A 17,609-nucleotide genomic window follows, 5' to 3' on the forward strand; every position below is an offset into this window, starting at 1 on the left:
GTGAACCCCGAAACACAGAAAAAGGTGTGGCTTTCCAGCCAAGGTCACAGAGGGCTTCAAAGGGATGACAGAGACGATTTTCTTCTTCGGCGACTGGCAGGTTTCGCCCCAAAGCAACCGCGTCAGTCGCGGCAGTATCAGCCGCCAGCTCGAGCCCAAGGCCATGGAGGTACTCTTGTTTCTGTGCCAGCGCCAGGGAGAGGTTGTCAGCAGTGATGAACTGCTGGATGCCTGCTGGGCCGGTCTTGAGACAGGCGATAATCCGCTGCATAAAACCATCGCCGTGCTGCGTCGTGCTCTGGATGACAGTGCCACCAATCCCCAATTTATCGAAACCCTGCGCCGCCGCGGTTACCGCACCCTGGCGCCTGTTTCTTTTCCGTCTGGCCATGAACAGGGTGCTGCCGAAGGCGTGTGGCAGGCGGGGTCACCTTTTCCGGGGCTGCGCCCCTTCGGCAGCCAGGACGCCGACGTATTTTTCGGCCGCCGGGAGCAAATCAACACCCTGCTTGAGAATATCCATCGCCAGGTACGCAGTGGCCGGGGCCTGTGTTTGTTGCTTGGCCCCAGTGGCAGCGGTAAAACGTCGCTGATCCACGCCGGTATTCTGCCCAACCTCAGTACCCCCCAGGGAGTTAATGGCATCGGCCTGGTGTCCAGCGCCGGGCTGGATATGGCCGATGTGGCCCCGGGTGCGCTGATGCTGGAGCTGGCATCGGCCATGCTCGACTGGGAGGTCGATGACAAGCCGGTATTTGAGGGTGAAAGTGCCGACACTCTCGCCCTGATGCTTGGCCAGAGCAGCGAGTCTGTGACAGAAAGTTTGCTGGCGGCGTTGCCTTCAGGACGCTGGGAAAAACCGCGTTTTGCACTGGTGGTGGACAGGCTCGAAGTTCTGCTCTCTTCGCCTGCGTTTGATGAAGCAGACAGAAGTGCATTTCTGGCGTTGCTGGATACTTTCTCCCGCAGTGGCGCCCTGTTGGTGCTCTGTGCCTGTCGCAACGACTTTTATCCTCTGGTGGTAAGCCACAGTGTGCTGATGGCGGGCAAGGGCAACGGCGCACACTTTGACCTGGAGCCACCCAGTCGCCAATCACTGCTGCAAATGATCCGTTTGCCTGCGGCGGCGGCGGGGCTCAGTTGGGAGCATGATAAAGACAGCGCCCTGGGGCTGGATGAGCTTCTCTGCCGTGAGGCGGCCGAGAGTCCGGATGCCTTGCCCATGCTGCAATACCTGTTGCAGGCGCTGTATCTGGCCCGGGATGAATCCAATCAGCTAAAACTCGATGTCTACCACAGACTGGGCGGCATCGAAGGCGCCATCGGCCGCGCCGCCGATGAGGCCATTGCCGACCAGAGCGCCACCACCCGTGCCGCTCTGCCCGGGGTGTTGGCGCGGCTGGTGACCCTCAAGGAAGATGAGCTGTCGGTAACCAGTCGCAGTGCCCGCTACAGTGAGCTTTCCACCGGGGACGAGCGCCGACTGGTACAGGCGCTGGTGGACAGCCGGTTGTTTGTCTCCCATCTCGAGGGCGCCGAACCCAGTTTCAGTGTGGCCCACGAAGCCTTGCTGCGGCGCTGGCGCCGTGCGTCACGCTGGATTGAAGAACATCGGCAGTTGCTGGCGCTCAAGTCGCGCCTGTTTCATCAGGCCAGCCGCTGGCACAGTGCGGGGCGTGAACGTGACTACCTGCTCGGGCCGGGCAAGCCCATGCTGGAGGCGAGGCAACTCCTCGAAGATGGCCAGTTGGCGCTGGATGCGCAAAGTCGTGACTTTATTCATGCTTCCCTCGCCCGGGATGTGCGCCGCAGCTGGATAAAGCGCGGCACTGTGGCACTGCTTGGTGTGCTGACGCTAATTTCCGTGGTGATGGGCGTCAGGAGTATGCAGGCCGAGCGCCTTGCCACCGAGCGGCGTCTCGCTGCGGAAGATTTGCTGGGTTTTATGGTGGGCCAGTTCGCCGACCGGCTGCGCAGTATTGGCCGTATGGACTTGCTCGACGGGGTCAGCAACAAGGCGCTGGATTATTTCAGTACGCCCGACGCCAGTTTGTCGGTGGCAGCGCTGTTCCGCCATGGTCAGACACTGGAGGCCATGGGGGAGGTGGCCTACAGCCGCGAAAAGCCCGATGAGGCCAGGGCGGCGCTGCTGGCAGCGCGGGATAAGCTATTGCCCCTCAGAGGCCGTGATGTGCCTCAGCTCGAACTGTACAAAACCCTGGGCGCCAATGCGTTTTGGCTGGGGCAGATTGAGTACGACAACAACAATTGGGAAGAGGTAAAAATCTGGTTCGGGGCATACCTTGAGCACAGTGAAGCCATGGTGAAACTGGCACCGGAAAGCCGGGATGCGCGTTTGGAGCTTTCTTATGCCGAAAACTCCCTCGGCAGTCTCGCCATGAAGCTGCAGGATTACCCCTTGGCTCAGCAAATGTTTGAGGCTTCTCTCGCCCTGAAATTACAGCTGCTCAGTGACGCCCCCGACGATGGCCAGCTGATTGCCGACGTGGCCGATACCCAATCCTGGCTTGCCAGCGCGGCCATGGCCACGGGGGATATTCCCCTTGCAGTGAAACTGCATACCGATATCGGCACCCTGCTTGGGCGCTCCAGTGAGGCCTACGCCCTCGACCGTCTGTCCCACAGTCAGGCCAATCTTGCCCGTCTGTATGAGTGGCTTGGCAATACCGACGCAGCCAGGGAGGCCATCCTCAGGGCCAAAGCCATTCGCATTCAGGCCCTGGCCAAAGACCCGGGTAACCAATCCTGGCGCTACGACCTGTTGATAACCGGTCTGCACGAGATTGAACTCGGCATAGGTTCCGGCTCCGAGGCTGAATTGGAAGCCAGCCGACAGCGACTCAGCGCCGAAGCCGAGACCTTGTCGCTCCAGCGCCAGCAAAAGTTTGCTGAGCTGTATCCGCTCGCGGCCGGTAGACGGCTGTTGCAACTTGGGCATTTTGCCGCCGCCGAAGCCATGGCCGAGCAGGCAATCGCTGTGTTGTCGGCAGGGGCGGCCCAGGTGTCCGACGACTGGGAAGATAAGGCCCGGATGGCGGATGCCGAACTACTGTTGGCACAGAGCCAGTCGGCGCAGGGCAAAGGTGAGGAAAGGTTGGCTATGTGCCGGTCGGTGAAAACCCGCCTCGACCCGGTTATCGCCGTGTCACGGGCCCCGCGATTTGTGCGTGCCTATGTGATGGCGTTGGAATGTCTGGGGCAGACGGATGCCGCCGATGCTCTTAAAGGCCCACTTGCCGCTCAGGGGGTTAGGTTCCAGACTTTCTGATTCTATTTTATGAATTAAAATCAATCGACTATCCCGTAAGCTTGCCGGAAGGTGCCTTCAGGCAAGCTTGTTAGTATGGCCTTAGCTGCCCCCGCGGCGGGGGCGCATTGACAGCAAAATAAAGGAAAATCTATGTCAGTTCAGAATATTCAGGTCACTGTGTCTCTCGATGCCAATAACACCCCGGAATTTAATTATGTGCCGGCAGGACCCGTGGTCGTGACCGAATCAGGCACTCAGATTATTTATTCGTTGCAGGACAAGACCGGTAAAGGCCTGAGTTTTGCCGGTGCGGCCTTTGCTACCCCGTTTGATCAGGTGATAGATGCGGTGGAGTTGCTGAATGAAACCACCCTGGCCCTCTATGACACAGATACCATAGTCGGCGAGACCGGCTTCAGACTGGTGTTCAACATAGCCGGCAGCACGCTGCAACTTTGCAGCCCTGACCCCCAGGTCATCAATAAAGACGTGAAGTAATTTGGTACGTCACACACACCCGGCCCTGTGCCGGGTGTGTTTGTTTTAGGGCGCAGCAATGGCGGGTGGAGCCCCGGCTTTGGCCATTTTTGGTGGCAAAAGATAGCCTTTCAGCGGAAATCAGTCTTCGTAAGGTTTATTTATATCATTTAATATCAGTGTGTTGCGTCGTAAGCTTGCGGGAAGGTTAAAGTTGACGCCGCATTCTAAAGTGGTTGGCATAGGACACACCGTCAGGAGCCAGCCATGTACCCCGTCCATGAAAATTATTGTGAATTTGCCGCCGTTGCCGAGGTCGTTCAGTGCCTTCAGCAACCCATGGCTTTGGCTGATGCCTCCGGTAAGGTGCTCTGCGTGAATCAAGCCGCAGCCGCATTGCTGGGGGACGAAGCTGAGACCTTTATTGGGGAGCTGTGGCCAAGTTGGCTGGAGAGTGGATATCAGGGCCTCTATCGGGAACTGCAGTCTGCCGCCGAAGGGCAATATCAGGGTCTGCAACATGGCGGCAGGGAAGTACAGCTTCGGCGGGTGGACGGTGCCCTCTTGTGGGTGAAGCTGAGTCTGTCGTTTGTACAGGGGTTGTTGCCGCTGTTTCTGGTGGGTTTTGAGGATTTGTCTTCGCAAAAGGCGGAGGTGCAAAGGCTCACTGCACTGGCGGCCACCGATTATTTAACCGGCCTTGCTAATCGTCGCACCCTGATGGAAGCGCTGGAAAAACAGTGGCGACAGTGTCTGGCCCGTCGTCACCCTATCAGTGTGGTGATTGTGGATGTGGACTTTTTCAAGCAGTTCAACGATCTCTACGGCCATTTAAAGGGTGATGACTGCCTCAGGCAGATTGCTGCTGCCTTGGCTTCTGCTCTACCTTCACCCCAATGCCTGGCAGCGCGATTCGGCGGTGAAGAGTTTGTGCTGCTGCTTCCCGGCCTTAATGCGGCCATGGCGGAATTGATAGCCAAACAGGTGTCGGAAGCGGTAGCAGCCATAGATATTGCCGCCATGGGCTTGCCACAGGGGGCATTGCTGACCGTCAGCCAGGGGATTGCCTGTGAGATAAGTGGTCAGTTTCGCACTGCCGATGCCATGTTGCTGGGGGCCGATACGGCGCTGTACCGAGCCAAGCGCGAAGGCAGAAACAAGATAATACTGTCGGACTGAGCGGGGGAGGGATGCCATGAACTGGCTGGCGATTTCCAAGCTGGGCTGCGGCCGTGAACGGGCCAAAACCTTCCTCGAGCTGCAACGCAAACGCTATGGCCGCACGCCCCAGCAGGCGGCGCTGTCGCTGTGGAAGGGGATTTGCACCGAGCCTTCGGCCCGGTGCATCGTCATGGATCTTAAAAACCTATCCCGGCAACCCCATCTCGACGGTAGCGAAAAGGCCTATTTACACGGAGTGCTCAATCATTTTGACCATCTGTCCTGAAAGGGGCACAAAGGTCATCAGCCCTTGAACACCTTGCCGTCTTTCATCACGAAGCTGACATTTTCCAGCAGGCGGATATTGTCCAGTGGGTTGCCGTCTACTGCGATGATGTCGGCCAGGAAGCCGGGTTTCAGCTCGCCTACATCCTGCTGTTTCAGCAGGGCGGCGCTGGTAAGGGTGGCTGCCTGAATCGCCTGCAGTGGCGTCATACCAAATTGCACCATGGTGGCGAACTGCTTGCCATTGTCACCATGGGGATAAATGGCGGCATCCGAGCCAAATACCATTCGGGCACCGGCCTTGGTGGCCTTGCGGAAACTATCGCGCTGGGCCTGAGACACCTGTTTTTCTTTATTGATGTTTTCCTCAGGCACACCGTTGGCTGCGCCAAAGGCGAGGGTGTACTCGGTGTTGTAAATATCGCAGCTCAGGTAAGTGCCGTTTTTGATGGCCAGCTTGATGGCCTCATCGTCGAGAAAACTGCAGTGCTCTATGCTGTCGATGCCGGCGCGGATGGCGGCCTTGATGCCGCTGGTGCCATGGGCGTGGGCGGCGATGATAAGCCCGCGCTGATGGGCTTCTTCAGCAGCAGCCCTGAGTTCATCCTCGGTGTATTGTTGTACGCCCACCTTGGTGCCCTTGGAGAACACACCGCCGGTGGCGCAAATCTTTAAGGTGTTGGCGCCGTATTTGATATTTTCCCGCGCCTTGGCCCGTACCGCCCAGGGACCATCGGCCACACCGCCGGCAACCGAGTGCATTTCGGGGGCGCTGAAGTTGTCGTCGCAATGGCCCCCCGTGATTGACAGGGCATGTCCTGCGCTCCAAATACGTGGGCCGGGGATTTCACCGGCATTGATACCATCACGTACCGCAATCACGCTGTAGCCCGAATCGCCGAGATCCCGCACCGTGGTAAAGCCTGCTTCGAGGGTCTTTTTGGCGTTTTTCACCGCCTTGACCGTCTGACGGGGGATTGAGTAGTTCATCGATTCGAGGAAGTTGTCCTCGGCATCGCTGCCAAGATGCACGTGCATGTCCATCAGCCCCGGCAACAGGGTCTTGCCTTTGAGTTCAATGAGCTCGCTGCCAACTGGGATGTCGAGCTTGCCCTGGGTAGCCAACTCAACGATGCGACCCTCTTCGATTTTCAGCAGCGGCGAGTCAATCATCTTGCCGCTGCGCACATCCAGCAGTGCATCGGCGCTGATAAAGGTGGCAGACAATGCCGAAAAGGGCAGCATGGCCGCCGACAAAGTCAATGACAGTGACAAATAAGACAAGCGGGGCAGGGATGAGGTATGGCGCATCGGATGTTCTCGTTGTTGTTCTGCAAAATGGCCCGGCAGCGGGCAGATTTTTGAGCATACCTCAGCGACCCGGACGCAACAACGCCCGGACAGGAGTCTTTACTTTCAAGGGGTTCAGCCCTGGTGAGGGACCTTAGCAGGATATCCGGTGCAGGCGATTGTGACTGAAATAATAAAAGGCATCCTGGGGTTTATCCTGGCGCCACATCTCGTCATCACCGAGGTTTTGCAGCAGGCCTCTGAGTACCACGCCGGTCACCCCGTGTGACACCAAAATCACTTTTTGCGGTGTGGCCGGGTCCTCAAGCCAGTGAAGCAGACGCTCACGCAGTGCACTCAATGGCTCGGCGCCGGGGCCCTTGATATACCAGCCCGGCATGGCCTCGAGTCCCGGCCAGCTGCTGTGGATATCGGGGATATGCTCCTGTTCCCACTCACCCAACCCGGCTTCTTTGATGCGTGGCTCTGGGATGATGCTTTCAGGCGTGCGCCCCAGGGTGTCGGCCACGATAGCGGCGGTTTCCATCGCCCGACCCAAAGGGCTCGTCAGCAAGGCGTAGTCGTCGAGGTTGCCACAACGCTTGAGTGCCTGCCCGTAGGCTCTGGCCTGCGCTCTGCCAAGGGCGGTAAGGGGCGAGTCGCAGTGTCCCTGGAGTCGCCTTTGGGCATTGAACTCTGTTTGGCCGTGGCGAAGCAGAAAAATATCGGTGGGCATGGCAAACCTTTCACGAATTACAGCGGTAAAGACGGGACTCTAGCCGAGCTGACAGGTCGCGGCAAGCGGATTGGCATACAGAGCCCGAACCCGCTTACGTCATGGCAAGCAAAGCAGTCGTTGATGTCCAATGCCCTTGATAGTGGGGCGACTGGCAATTTTTTGGCAGCAAACTAGAGTTTTGATTGATTTTTATACTGTTAATCAATCAGACAAGGACGCGACCATGAAACTTGGATACTTAGCCATTCCCCTCATCTTAGTGCTTGGTGGCTGCGCCACCGGCTCGACTCCCGAGGCCAAGAAGGCCAATGCCAGAAAAGAAACCGCGGGAGCGCTGCAGGATATCTATAAAGATCATCCCACAGCAAAGTCTGCGGTATCTTCCAGTTTGGGGTATCTGGTGTGTACCGGCAGCGACAGTTACCTGTTTGCAGCCTCTACCGGAGGGGGAGTTTGTACCTTCAGCAGCGCCGGCAAGATTGAATACTATCGCTTCGCGTCCCTCGGTGCCGGGTTGGGAATTGGGTTTAAAAAAGTGGCCTTCCTCTATACCTTCCACGATGCCGCGGCCATGCAGCGTTTTCTTACCGAGGGCTGGGATGCCGGCGCCCGCGCCGAAGCCACGGCCCGACACGAGGAAGATGGTGGCCAGGTGGCGGCGAATACTTCCTACGATGTGGGTGGTGTGAAGGTGTTCCAGTCGGCCATCTGGGGCGCTGCCGCTCAGGCCACGGTTCAGGGATACAAATTCTGGCCCACTGACTTTACCCAGGATGTGACTGAGTACAATTAGGCGACTGATATTTCCGGTAGTGTCTGTTTGGTCACTACCGGAATACAGAATTTGAATTTTGTACGTAATTACATACAATCAAGTCCATAGCTTCAGGAAACAGGCGATCATGGACTTAAACGAATTTATCCTGCTGGTGGATGACGACCAGGAACTGACAGAGCTGCTCAGTGACTTTCTGACCAAGAACGGCTTTGAGGTCAGAACCGAATCCAACGGTCTCAACGCGGCAAGACGCATCATAGAAGAACGACCAAGACTGGTGGTGCTTGACGTGATGCTGCCAGACATGGATGGGTTGTCCATTTGCCGCAAGGTGCGTTCTCAATACGCTGGGCCCATTCTGATGCTGACCGGCCTTGGGGACGATATTGATGAGGTGGCGGGGCTGGAAACCGGTGCCGATGACTATATCGCCAAGCCTGTTCGTTCCCGGGTACTCCTTGCCCGCATACGCAGCTTGCTGCGCCGCTCAGAATTGCAGGATACCCAACTTCAGGAAGCACCTGCTGCCAGCGAATCGCGGCTTGTGGTCAATGGGCTTATTCTCGATAAGCTTGAGCGCACGGCGACGCTGCACGGCAGTAATCTGGAATTGACCCTGGCCGAATTCGAGCTGTTGTGGCTCTTAACCAGGCACGCTGGCCGCATCCTGGACCGTGACGCTATTTGCGACCACTTCAAAGAAATTGGCTACGACAGTACCCCCCGCACCATCGACCTCAGGGTGTCACACCTGCGCCGCAAAATGGGCGACGACCCCCGTGAACCTGCTCTCATCAAAACCATGCGTGGCCAGGGCTACGTACTGACATTGAATTGAAATGACGCAGCCATCGGCATTACCCCATCCTCAAGGACGCCGTTTGCCGTCGGGTGGGATGCCATGGCTGTCGTCGCTCTCGTCCTGCGTTTTGGCGCTGATGTTGGCAATGATAATGGCCTTGTCCCTCTCTGGCTGTAGGGAAAATCAGGCCAGTGACGCTGACAGAGCCAGCGCTGAGATCAGCGGTGATGCAAGAGTGCAGGCGCTGCTCGAACTCGCTGCCGCTTCCCGCAATGACGATCCCCTCAAAACCATCGACTACAGCAGTCAGGCATTAACGCTGCTGAAAGAAAGGCCCGAACCTGCCTCCGAAGTGATGGCGCTCAGCAACCTAGCCTGGGCCAAGATGTTATTGGGAGACTTTGTCGAGGCCGCAAAATACGGCGAGGCGGCGTTAACGCTGGCGGAGAATCAGCACCAGCCCGAGATGCTGGTGGTGCCCCTCAATGTAACAGGCCTTATTTACTGGCGTCAGAGCCAGCTGGACAAGGCGCTGACCTATTATCAGCGGGCGCTGGAGGTTGCCAAAGGGCTCAATAAGCGCTCGTTTGAGGCGACCACCTACAACAATATGGGGCTTATTTACAGCGACAAGGCGGAGTACCAACTGGCGCTGGAGTGTTTTACCCGGGCGCGGGACATACACCAGGGACTGGGGGACGAGCGGCCTTTGGCTACGGCGCTGAACAATATTGCCGGCATTCATGCCACCCTCGGGGATTATGGAGAGGCGCTGGCCAATCAGCAGGCATCGCTGCGGATCCGCGAAAAGCTGGACGATAAGCCCGGCGTTGCCGAGCTGCATCACAACATGGGCATTACCTATGAGCAGATAGGGGATTTGAAGGCGTCCATGCTTCAGCTGCAGCAGGGGCTGAAGGGGTTTGAGGCGCTGGGGGATAAAACCGGCATGGCGCAGGCGCTCACAGCCCTGGGTATGGTCAATCAGAAACTGAAAAATGATGCCGATGCCAGAGCCTCCATGGAGCAGGCTCTCGCCTATGGTGAAGAGCTTAACGATGGCAATATCACGGCCACAGCCCTGATGAGCTTAGGTAAGCTGTCGCTGGCCATGGGTGATACTCAGGGCGCAAGGCGCTATCTGGAGCGCGGGCTGGCCATTGCCGATCGCCTGGGACTGGTGGCCTTGCAGGCTCAGGGGCGCCTGCGACTTGCGGATTATTTTCTGGTGACCAGTGAGGTGGACGTGGCGCGGGAACGGGCGCTGCAGGCACAGCAATTGGCTCTGACCAGCGGCGATCGCAGCCTGCTGAGGGATACCTATGACATCCTTTCGCAAGTCTATGAGCGAAAAGGGGATTATCTACAGGCGCTTGCCAGCCACAAAGAATTCAAAAGCATTAATGATGCCCTTTTCAATGCCAGTTCCCAGGAGCGGCTGGCCTGGCTTCGCAGCTCCTTCGAGGCGGAAAAACGCCAGCGCCAGATAACCGAGCTTGAGAATGAAAAAGCACTGCAGGCGGAGGTGATAAAACAGCAGCGGGTGGCCCGTAACCTCTGGATTTTGGCGCTGATTGCCGTTGCTGCCATCATGCTGCTGCTCTACGGCCGACACAGTCAGGCCCGGGTCAATCAGGCGCTGCAGCGCTCCATTCAAATGCAGCGGGACTTGATGCAGGCGGTGGCCCATGAATTCAGGGCACCGTTGGCGAGGGTACAACTGGCCTTCGATATGCTGATGGAAGCCGATGCCAATGAGCAGCCACAGTTGGAAGACAGGGTGCTGCGCGGGCTGGAAGAACTGGACGAACTTATCCGCGAAATTGTCAAACTTATCAAAGCAGAAGGCAGCCCGCGACGTGCGCCGAGTGAATCCCTGTCATTGGCGCCCCTGTTGCAAACCCTGGTGGCACGCCAGCATCAGCTGTTCCCAGAGAAAAATCTGGAATTGGCGGCTATCGATGAAGATTTAAGGCTCACCGCCAGTAAGAAACATCTGGAGTGGGCCATCAATAATTTACTCTCCAACGCCCTGCGCTACAGCCGCCAGCAGGTTCAGGTCAGCTGCCAGCGAGCAGCGGAACACATCTGCATCATAGTGGATGACGACGGACCGGGCGTGCCAGCCTCTGAACGGGAACGTATTTTCGAGCCCTTTGTGCGCCTGGATCCCAGTCGCACCCGGGCCACTGGTGGTATTGGCCTTGGTCTGGCGATTGCCCGCCGCTTGGCTGAAAACGGTCATGGCCATATCCGGGTGAGTGAAAGTCCGTTGGGCGGCGCCCGTTTCGAACTTATCTGGCCCTGCTGACGCATTTGCACGTTCACCCATCCTGTACTTTCTTTGTATTCGAAAAAATACACTTATCTCGAACCCCTTCTATTTGCTGATAAAAAGCGCACTCAGACAGGAGGTGGTGATCTTTTTTGTCTAAAAAGTGTCATTTTTGTTTGAATTTTGTTTCTTGTGTGTCTAGATTGTATGTGTTCGCATACATAATCATTATAGCGGACACTCTTAATCACAGGAGACCACACATGAGAAAGCTGCACCCACGCCTGAGCCGATTGACCTTGGCCATGCTCTCAACTTCCCTGATGGCTGTTACCGCTCCGGCGCTGGCCGCCAAGAAGGTTGAACCCAAACAAGACTTCGACAATTCCTCTGTTATCGTTAAATTCAAAGAAACCGCGAAGAAAGCGGACCGCAAGCAGTTGCTTGCTCAGTACGGTGTGTCATTTAAAGATAAAAATGACGACGGTGTGGATGACCGTTTCCGTAACATTGCTAAAGGACGCCTGGCTGAACTCACTGTGCCCCGGGGGCTGGATCCCCGTCTTATGGTGGAGCGTCTCAAGCACAATCCAAACATCGAATACGCCGAACTCAACCACAGATTCTATCCCTCAGTGGTGCCAAACGACCCAGGCTACAGCCAGCTCTGGGGCATGCCAAAAATCCATGCCGAGCAGGCGTGGGAAATGGAAATGGGCTCACGAGAGGTAGTGGTTGGTGTGATTGACACCGGCTTTGACTACACCCATCCGGACCTTCGCGACAACGTTTGGGTCAACCCCAACGAAGTACCCAACAATGGTATTGACGACGATGGCAACGGCTATATCGATGATATTCATGGTATTTCTGCTATCAATGACAACGGTAACCCCCAGGACACCCACTACCATGGCACCCACGTTGCCGGCACCATAGGCGCCACCGGCAACAATGGTACAGGTGTGGTAGGTGTAAACTGGAATACCGCCATGGTGGGTTGTTCCTTCCTCGGCAGCCAGGGCGGTACCACAGCAGACGGTATCCAGTGTATTGATTACATGGTGGATTTGAAAAACCGTGGCGTGAATATCCGCGTAACGAACAACTCCTGGGGTGGTGGTGCCTTCAGTCAGGCGCTGGAAGATGCCATCACTGCGGCCAACAATGCCGATATCCTGTTTGTGGCCGCGGCCGGTAACGATGCGGTGGACAACGATGTCAACGACAACTGGCCCTCAAACTATGATGTGCCCAACGTGATGGCCATTGCCTCCACCACCCGTGATGACCAGATGTCCTACTTCTCTCAGTGGGGCCTGAACACTGTGGATATGGGCGCGCCCGGCTCGGATGTGTACTCCACCATTCCGGGCAATGACTACAACAACCTGAGCGGTACCTCCATGGCGACTCCCCATGTGGCGGGTGCCGCTGCACTGATTTTGGCCGCCGATCCCAGCCTGACCACCGCCGATGTGAAGAACATCCTGATGTCCTCCGGCGACCCCATTGCCGCGCTGGAAGGAAAGACAGTGACAGGTAAGCGCCTGAACCTGGAAGGTGCCCTGAACATGGCCGGTGCCGGTGGCCCGGGTTACTACCTGCTGGTGAGCCCAGCCAGCCGCACGGTAAACCAGGACTCCTCAGTCACCTTTGATATCGATATGAATGCCGTGGGCGGTTACAACGGCAACGCCAGCTTCAGCGCCGATGTACCGGCTGGACTGAATGCAGCCGTGACCTTCTCCAGCAGCACTGTGCCTGCCGACGGTCGCACCACCATGACGGTTGCCACCGATGCCAACACTGCTCTGGGTAATCACATCATCACCATCAACGCCGTTGACGGTGATATCCACAAGAGCATAGATGTGAGCCTGCTGGTGTACCCCGCAGGTACCTTCAGCACCACTTACAGCAATGACATTCCGGTAGCGATTCCCGATGACAATGCCGCTGGTGTGAGCAGTGTTATCAATGTGCCCATGAACCTGACCCTGACCGATCTGGTGGTGAATGTGGATATCGCCCACACCTACATTGGCGATCTGACAGTTACCCTCGCTTCGCCAAGTGGCCGTGCTGTGACCCTGCACAACCGTACCGGCGGCAGCGCAGATAACCTGGTGGCCAGCTACGCGGTGGAAGACTTCGATCTGGAAGACGCCTCCGGTGACTGGACCCTGCACGTGGTTGACTCAGGTTTCCGCGATGTGGGCACCCTCAATAGCTGGAGCATGGACGTGACCGGTGGCTCTCAGCCCGGCACCAACTTGCCACCGACGGTGACCATTGGCGCCAACCTGCAAAATGCCCTGTACCTGCCCGGCGATGTCATTAATTTTGTTGCCGACGCCACCGACTCTGAAGATGGTGATGTGCGTGCTTCGCTGGTGTGGACCTCCAGCCTCGATGGTCAGATTGGTACCGGTGGCAGCTTCTCCCGCTCAGACCTGAGTCAGGGCACCCACCAGATCACAGTATCAGCCTCTGACAGCCAAGGGGTGGTGAGCAGCCGTGAGTTCTTTCTGTACGTTGTTAGTGACGGCACCGTTGTTTCCTATGAGGACTCGAACCGTCAACCGATTGTGGATCTGGGAACAGTAGTGGCCGAGATTGACGTGCCCCTGGGGCTGAAAATCAAGGACATGAGCCTGTTCGTTGATATTCAGCACAGCTTCGCCAACGATATGCTCATTCATCTGGTATCGCCCAATGGCACCCGGGTCGAGATTTTCGATCGCAAAGACTCAAGCGAATACTATCGTGACCTGGTGAAAACCTTCTATCCGGTTGAGTTCAATGGCGAAATGGCAGCGGGCACCTGGCAGCTCATCATTAAGGATGAGTGGAGCAACAACTCCGGCTGGCTGAACCGTTGGACACTGAGCTTTACCCATGATGGCGGTTCTACGACCCCAGACAACCAAGCGCCTGTGGTTAACATCCATGCCCCAGTGGGTGGCAGCAGCGTTATCGAAGGTGACACAGTGACCTTTGTGGGCTCAGCCAACGATGCCGAAGACGGCGATGTGACCAACACCCTGGTATGGACCTCGGATCTGGACGGTGTGATTGGCTCTGGCGCTTACTTCAGCACCAACAGCCTGAGCGTGGGTAACCACACTGTCACCGCCAGCGCCGCCGACAGCGAAGCTGCCAACGGTGAGGCCCTGGTGACTCTGACAGTAGAAGCAGCCCCTGTGAATGAACTGCCTACCGCCGAGTTCAGCTTCCAGGTCAATCATCTGGACGTGAACTTTGTCGATGGCTCCGGTGATACCGATGGCTCCGTGGTTGCCTGGGCATGGGACTTCGGTGATGGCAATACTTCAACGCTTGCCAACCCAAGCCACAGCTATGCCACAGGTGGCAGCTATCAGGTGACACTGACTGTGACCGACAACAATGGCGCCAGCCACAGCATCAGCAAGCAGGTCACTGTAAAAGCCGCCATCAGTCTTGATGCAGCCGGCAGCACCGACGGTAACAAGGTGAACATCAGCCTGAGCTGGAGTGGTTCTACTGCCCGCAACGTTGATGTGTATCGCGATGGCCAGCTGATCAGCAGCACCCGTGACCGTGGTAGCTTCAGCGACCGCTTCAACAGCAGCGAAGGCAGCTTTGCCTACCAGGTCTGTGAAGCAGGCAGCGATATCTGCTCCGAAGTCATCACTGTAACCCCAGTGTTGAACACCCGCGGTAAGGGTAAGTAACACTGAGTCCCTTCGCTGCTAAGCCGCTTGCCAGTCAGGTGGCTTAATCAGGGAGGACTATCCGATACCTTATCTGAGGTAAATAAAAAGGCCGGGAATCATCCCGGCCTTTTCTATGCTCAGGTGCTTTGCCGTCTCAAACAAAGCACCCCAAGCCGATGGCTTACAGAATAAAGCGGCTTAAGTCTTCGTCCTGCACCAGGTTGTCCAGATGCGCATTCACGTACTCGGCATCTATGGTGAACTTGCTGCCGGACTTGTCGCTGGCCTCGAAGGAGATATCTTCCATCAGCCTTTCCATGACCGTGTGAAGACGGCGGGCACCGATGTTTTCGGTGCGCTCGTTCACCTGCCAGGCGGCCTGGGCGATGCGGTCGATGCCGGTCTCGGTAAACTCGATGGTCACGCCTTCGGTGGCCATCAGCGCCACATACTGCTCGGTGAGCGAGGCGTGTGGCTCGGTGAGAATACGCTTGAAGTCGGAGGCAGTAAGGGCATCCAGCTCTACCCGGATGGGCAGGCGGCCCTGCAGCTCGGGGATAAGATCCGATGGCTTGGACATCTGGAACGCGCCCGAGGCAATAAACAGGATATGGTCGGTTTTTACCATGCCGTGCTTGGTGTTGACTGTGCAGCCTTCAACCAAGGGCAGCAGGTCGCGCTGCACCCCTTCGCGGGATACATCGGGGCCAGAGGTTTCGCCGCGCTTACAGATCTTGTCGATTTCATCGATAAAGACGATGCCGTTCTGCTCAACCAGTTCGATGGCCTTTTCTTTCAGATCTTCCTGATTCACCAGCTTGGCGGCTTCCTCATCCACCAGTTGCTTGAGTGCATCTTTGATCTTCATCTTTTTGCGCTTGGCAGGTGCCTGACCCATGTTTTGGAACAGGCTCTGCAGCTGGTTGGTCATTTCTTCCATGCCCGGTGGTGACATGATTTCCACGCCAATATGCGGGCCAGCGATATCGATTTCGATTTCTTTATCGTCCAGCTGACCTTCACGCAGCTTCTTGCGGAAGATTTGACGGCTGGCAGAGTTGTCATCGCTGCTGTTGTCCCAGTCGTTTTTGGGGCGTGGCAGCAGGGCATCCAGTACTCGCTCCTCGGCGGCCTCTTCGGCGCGGGTACGGCACTTTTTCATTTCCACTTCGCGGGTCAGCTTGATGGCGGTGTCGGTCAGATCGCGAATGATCTGCTCCACTTCCTTACCCACATAACCTACTTCGGTAAACTTGGTGGCTTCCACCTTGATAAAGGGTGCGTTGGCAAGTTTGGCCAGGCGGCGGGCTATTTCGGTTTTACCCACGCCGGTGGGGCCAATCATCAGGATATTCTTGGGGGTCACTTCGTGACGAAGCGCTGCATCCAGCTGCATGCGGCGCCAGCGGTTACGCAGGGCCACGGCCACGCTGCGTTTGGCTTTCTGCTGGCCAATGATGTGGGCGTCCAGCTCGTGAACAATCTCGCGGGGAGTCATTTCAGACATGGTGATTCCTCAGTAACTCAGTTCTTCGATGGTCTTGAACTGGTTGGTGAATACGCAAATATCGCCGGCGATGGTCAGTGACTTTTCGGCAATCTCGAGGGCGCCAAGGTCGGTGTTTTCCAAAAGTGCAGTGGCGGCAGCCTGGGCGAAATTCCCGCCTGAGCCAATGGCAATCAAATCGTTTTCGGGCTGCACCACGTCGCCGTTACCGGTAATGATGAGTGAGCTTTCGGCATCGGCCACGGCCAGCAGGGCCTCGAGTTTTCGCAGCATGCGATCGGTGCGCCAGTCTTTGGCCAGCTCCACCGCAGCGCGCATCAAATGGCCCTGGTGCATTTCCAGCTTGGCTTCAAAGCGCTCGAACAGGGTGAAAGCATCGGCGGTACCACCGGCAAATCCGGCCAATACCTTGCCGTGGTACAGGCGGCGAACCTTGCGGGCATTGCCTTTCATGACAGTATTGCCGAGGGATACCTGGCCATCACCTGCGATAACCACCTGATTATTACGGCGCACGGATACGATAGTAGTCACAATGGATCCTCTTTTAGCGTCCGAAGGATGGGCCTTCGGGGGACGAATACAGCCTATATGGGGTCGCGCACCCGCTTTTCAAGTGAGTAAAGAGTTTCAAGTGATGAGGGTCAAAAGAAAGGTCGCCCTGAGGCGACCTTGAGTGTGGTGTGCTTATGCTCGGTTTGTCACAGCCAGACATGTCTGGCAGGTGTTCATTTCGATGGGGTGCTGAACACTTGAGCTGATACTCAGTTTTGCCACAGCCATATTTGGCATGTGTTCATGCCGATGGCCTGCAGCTTGTGGCGGGCGCGCTCGGCCTCGCGCTTGCGCTCATAGGGACCAATCACCACCTTGTACCAGGTGCCGCTGCCACCCTGCACCTTGCGAATTTGCGCTTCCATGCCCTGGAAGGCGATGACCGCCTTCATCTTTTCTGCCTGGGACATCTCGCGGAAAGAGCCACACTGCATCTGATAAGGACCGGTTGAGCGCAGTGTCTCCGGTGGCGGAACATCCACCTCAACCTGCTTATTCTCGAGCTCTTTCAGGTAGGTCCACTCTTCCTGCGGCTTGGGCGGCAGCGCGTTGGGGTCTTTCTTGGGCTTACTGGCCTTGGTCTCGGTTTTGGCCGGTTCCACCTGGTCAGCACTGCCCTTGATGGTCCACAGGAAATAACCGAAGCCCGCCACCAATGCGACAACCACAATCAGCGCGATCCAGGGCTTTCGCCCCGGCGTGCGGGCATTCTTGTTACCGCCACGACCTTTGCTTCGCGGCGTACGGTTGGCGTAATCGCGACTCATG

At 57.0% G+C, this 17,609-nt stretch carries 13 protein-coding genes; 8 read left to right on the forward strand and 5 right to left on the reverse strand.

Translation table 11 applies throughout. The features are described 5' to 3' along the window. Nucleotides 1–64 precede the first annotated feature (64 nt). The 4 genes from K0H79_RS02250 (at nucleotide 65) to K0H79_RS02265 (ending at nucleotide 5,195) form a co-directional block, all read left to right on the forward strand. Nucleotides 65–3,289 carry a winged helix-turn-helix domain-containing protein gene (locus K0H79_RS02250; protein WP_220077161.1) on the forward strand — a complete coding sequence of 1,075 codons (3,225 nt, stop codon included), beginning with the start codon at nucleotides 65–67 and terminating at the stop codon, nucleotides 3,287–3,289. 132 nt (nucleotides 3,290–3,421) lie between these two features. Beyond that, nucleotides 3,422–3,769, forward strand: coding sequence for a DP-EP family protein (locus K0H79_RS02255; RefSeq protein ID WP_220077162.1), 348 nt, complete (start codon nucleotides 3,422–3,424; stop codon nucleotides 3,767–3,769). A 246-nt stretch (nucleotides 3,770–4,015) separates the two neighbouring features. Continuing rightward, nucleotides 4,016–4,927, forward strand: coding sequence for a sensor domain-containing diguanylate cyclase (locus K0H79_RS02260; RefSeq protein WP_220066537.1), 912 nt, complete (start codon nucleotides 4,016–4,018; stop codon nucleotides 4,925–4,927). 16 nt (nucleotides 4,928–4,943) lie between these two features. After that, nucleotides 4,944–5,195 carry a hypothetical protein gene (locus K0H79_RS02265; protein ID WP_220077163.1) on the forward strand — a complete coding sequence of 84 codons (252 nt, stop codon included), beginning with the start codon at nucleotides 4,944–4,946 and terminating at the stop codon, nucleotides 5,193–5,195. Nucleotides 5,196–5,212: 17 nt separating this feature from the next. On the opposite strand, the gene K0H79_RS02270 is transcribed toward K0H79_RS02265, so the two are convergent. Further along, nucleotides 5,213–6,505, reverse strand: coding sequence for an amidohydrolase family protein (locus K0H79_RS02270; protein ID WP_220077164.1), 1,293 nt, complete (start codon nucleotides 6,503–6,505; stop codon nucleotides 5,213–5,215). Nucleotides 6,506–6,638: 133 nt separating this feature from the next. Next, nucleotides 6,639–7,220, reverse strand: coding sequence for a histidine phosphatase family protein (locus tag K0H79_RS02275; protein ID WP_220077165.1), 582 nt, complete (start codon nucleotides 7,218–7,220; stop codon nucleotides 6,639–6,641). 226 nt (nucleotides 7,221–7,446) lie between these two features. Between K0H79_RS02275 and K0H79_RS02280 the strand changes: the two genes are divergently transcribed. From K0H79_RS02280 to K0H79_RS02295, 4 genes are all read left to right on the forward strand, one after another. Continuing rightward, nucleotides 7,447–8,016: a hypothetical protein gene (locus K0H79_RS02280; protein ID WP_220077166.1), complete on the forward strand. Its 570-nt coding sequence runs from the start codon at nucleotides 7,447–7,449 to the stop codon at nucleotides 8,014–8,016. A gap of 109 nt (nucleotides 8,017–8,125) precedes the next feature. Then, the gene (locus tag K0H79_RS02285; RefSeq protein WP_220077167.1) at nucleotides 8,126–8,839 is read left to right on the forward strand and encodes a response regulator transcription factor; all 714 of its coding nucleotides are present in this window, start codon (nucleotides 8,126–8,128) and stop codon (nucleotides 8,837–8,839) included. A 1-nt stretch (nucleotide 8,840) separates the two neighbouring features. Continuing rightward, nucleotides 8,841–11,114 carry a tetratricopeptide repeat protein gene (locus tag K0H79_RS02290; RefSeq protein WP_220077168.1) on the forward strand — a complete coding sequence of 758 codons (2,274 nt, stop codon included), beginning with the start codon at nucleotides 8,841–8,843 and terminating at the stop codon, nucleotides 11,112–11,114. A 227-nt stretch (nucleotides 11,115–11,341) separates the two neighbouring features. Then, on the forward strand, nucleotides 11,342–14,797 hold the full coding sequence (locus tag K0H79_RS02295; RefSeq protein ID WP_220077169.1) for a S8 family serine peptidase: 3,456 nt from the start codon (nucleotides 11,342–11,344) through the stop codon (nucleotides 14,795–14,797). 163 nt (nucleotides 14,798–14,960) lie between these two features. Here the strand turns inward: K0H79_RS02295 and hslU are convergent, their stop codons facing one another. The 3 genes from hslU to K0H79_RS02310 all read right to left on the reverse strand — a co-directional run bounded on the left by hslU (nucleotide 14,961) and on the right by K0H79_RS02310 (nucleotide 17,608). After that, complete coding sequence (gene hslU / locus K0H79_RS02300) at nucleotides 14,961–16,286, reverse strand: HslU--HslV peptidase ATPase subunit (RefSeq protein WP_220077170.1); 1,326 nt, start codon at nucleotides 16,284–16,286, stop codon at nucleotides 14,961–14,963. 9 nt (nucleotides 16,287–16,295) lie between these two features. After that, complete coding sequence (gene hslV / locus K0H79_RS02305) at nucleotides 16,296–16,820, reverse strand: ATP-dependent protease subunit HslV (protein WP_011758561.1); 525 nt, start codon at nucleotides 16,818–16,820, stop codon at nucleotides 16,296–16,298. Between the two features lie 230 nt (nucleotides 16,821–17,050). Continuing rightward, complete coding sequence (locus K0H79_RS02310) at nucleotides 17,051–17,608, reverse strand: SPOR domain-containing protein (RefSeq protein ID WP_220066546.1); 558 nt, start codon at nucleotides 17,606–17,608, stop codon at nucleotides 17,051–17,053. Between the last annotated feature and the right edge of the window lies 1 nt (nucleotide 17,609).

It is taken from the genome of Shewanella sp. FJAT-52076 (assembly GCF_019457455.1).
Lineage (GTDB): Bacteria > Pseudomonadota > Gammaproteobacteria > Enterobacterales > Shewanellaceae > Shewanella > Shewanella zhangzhouensis.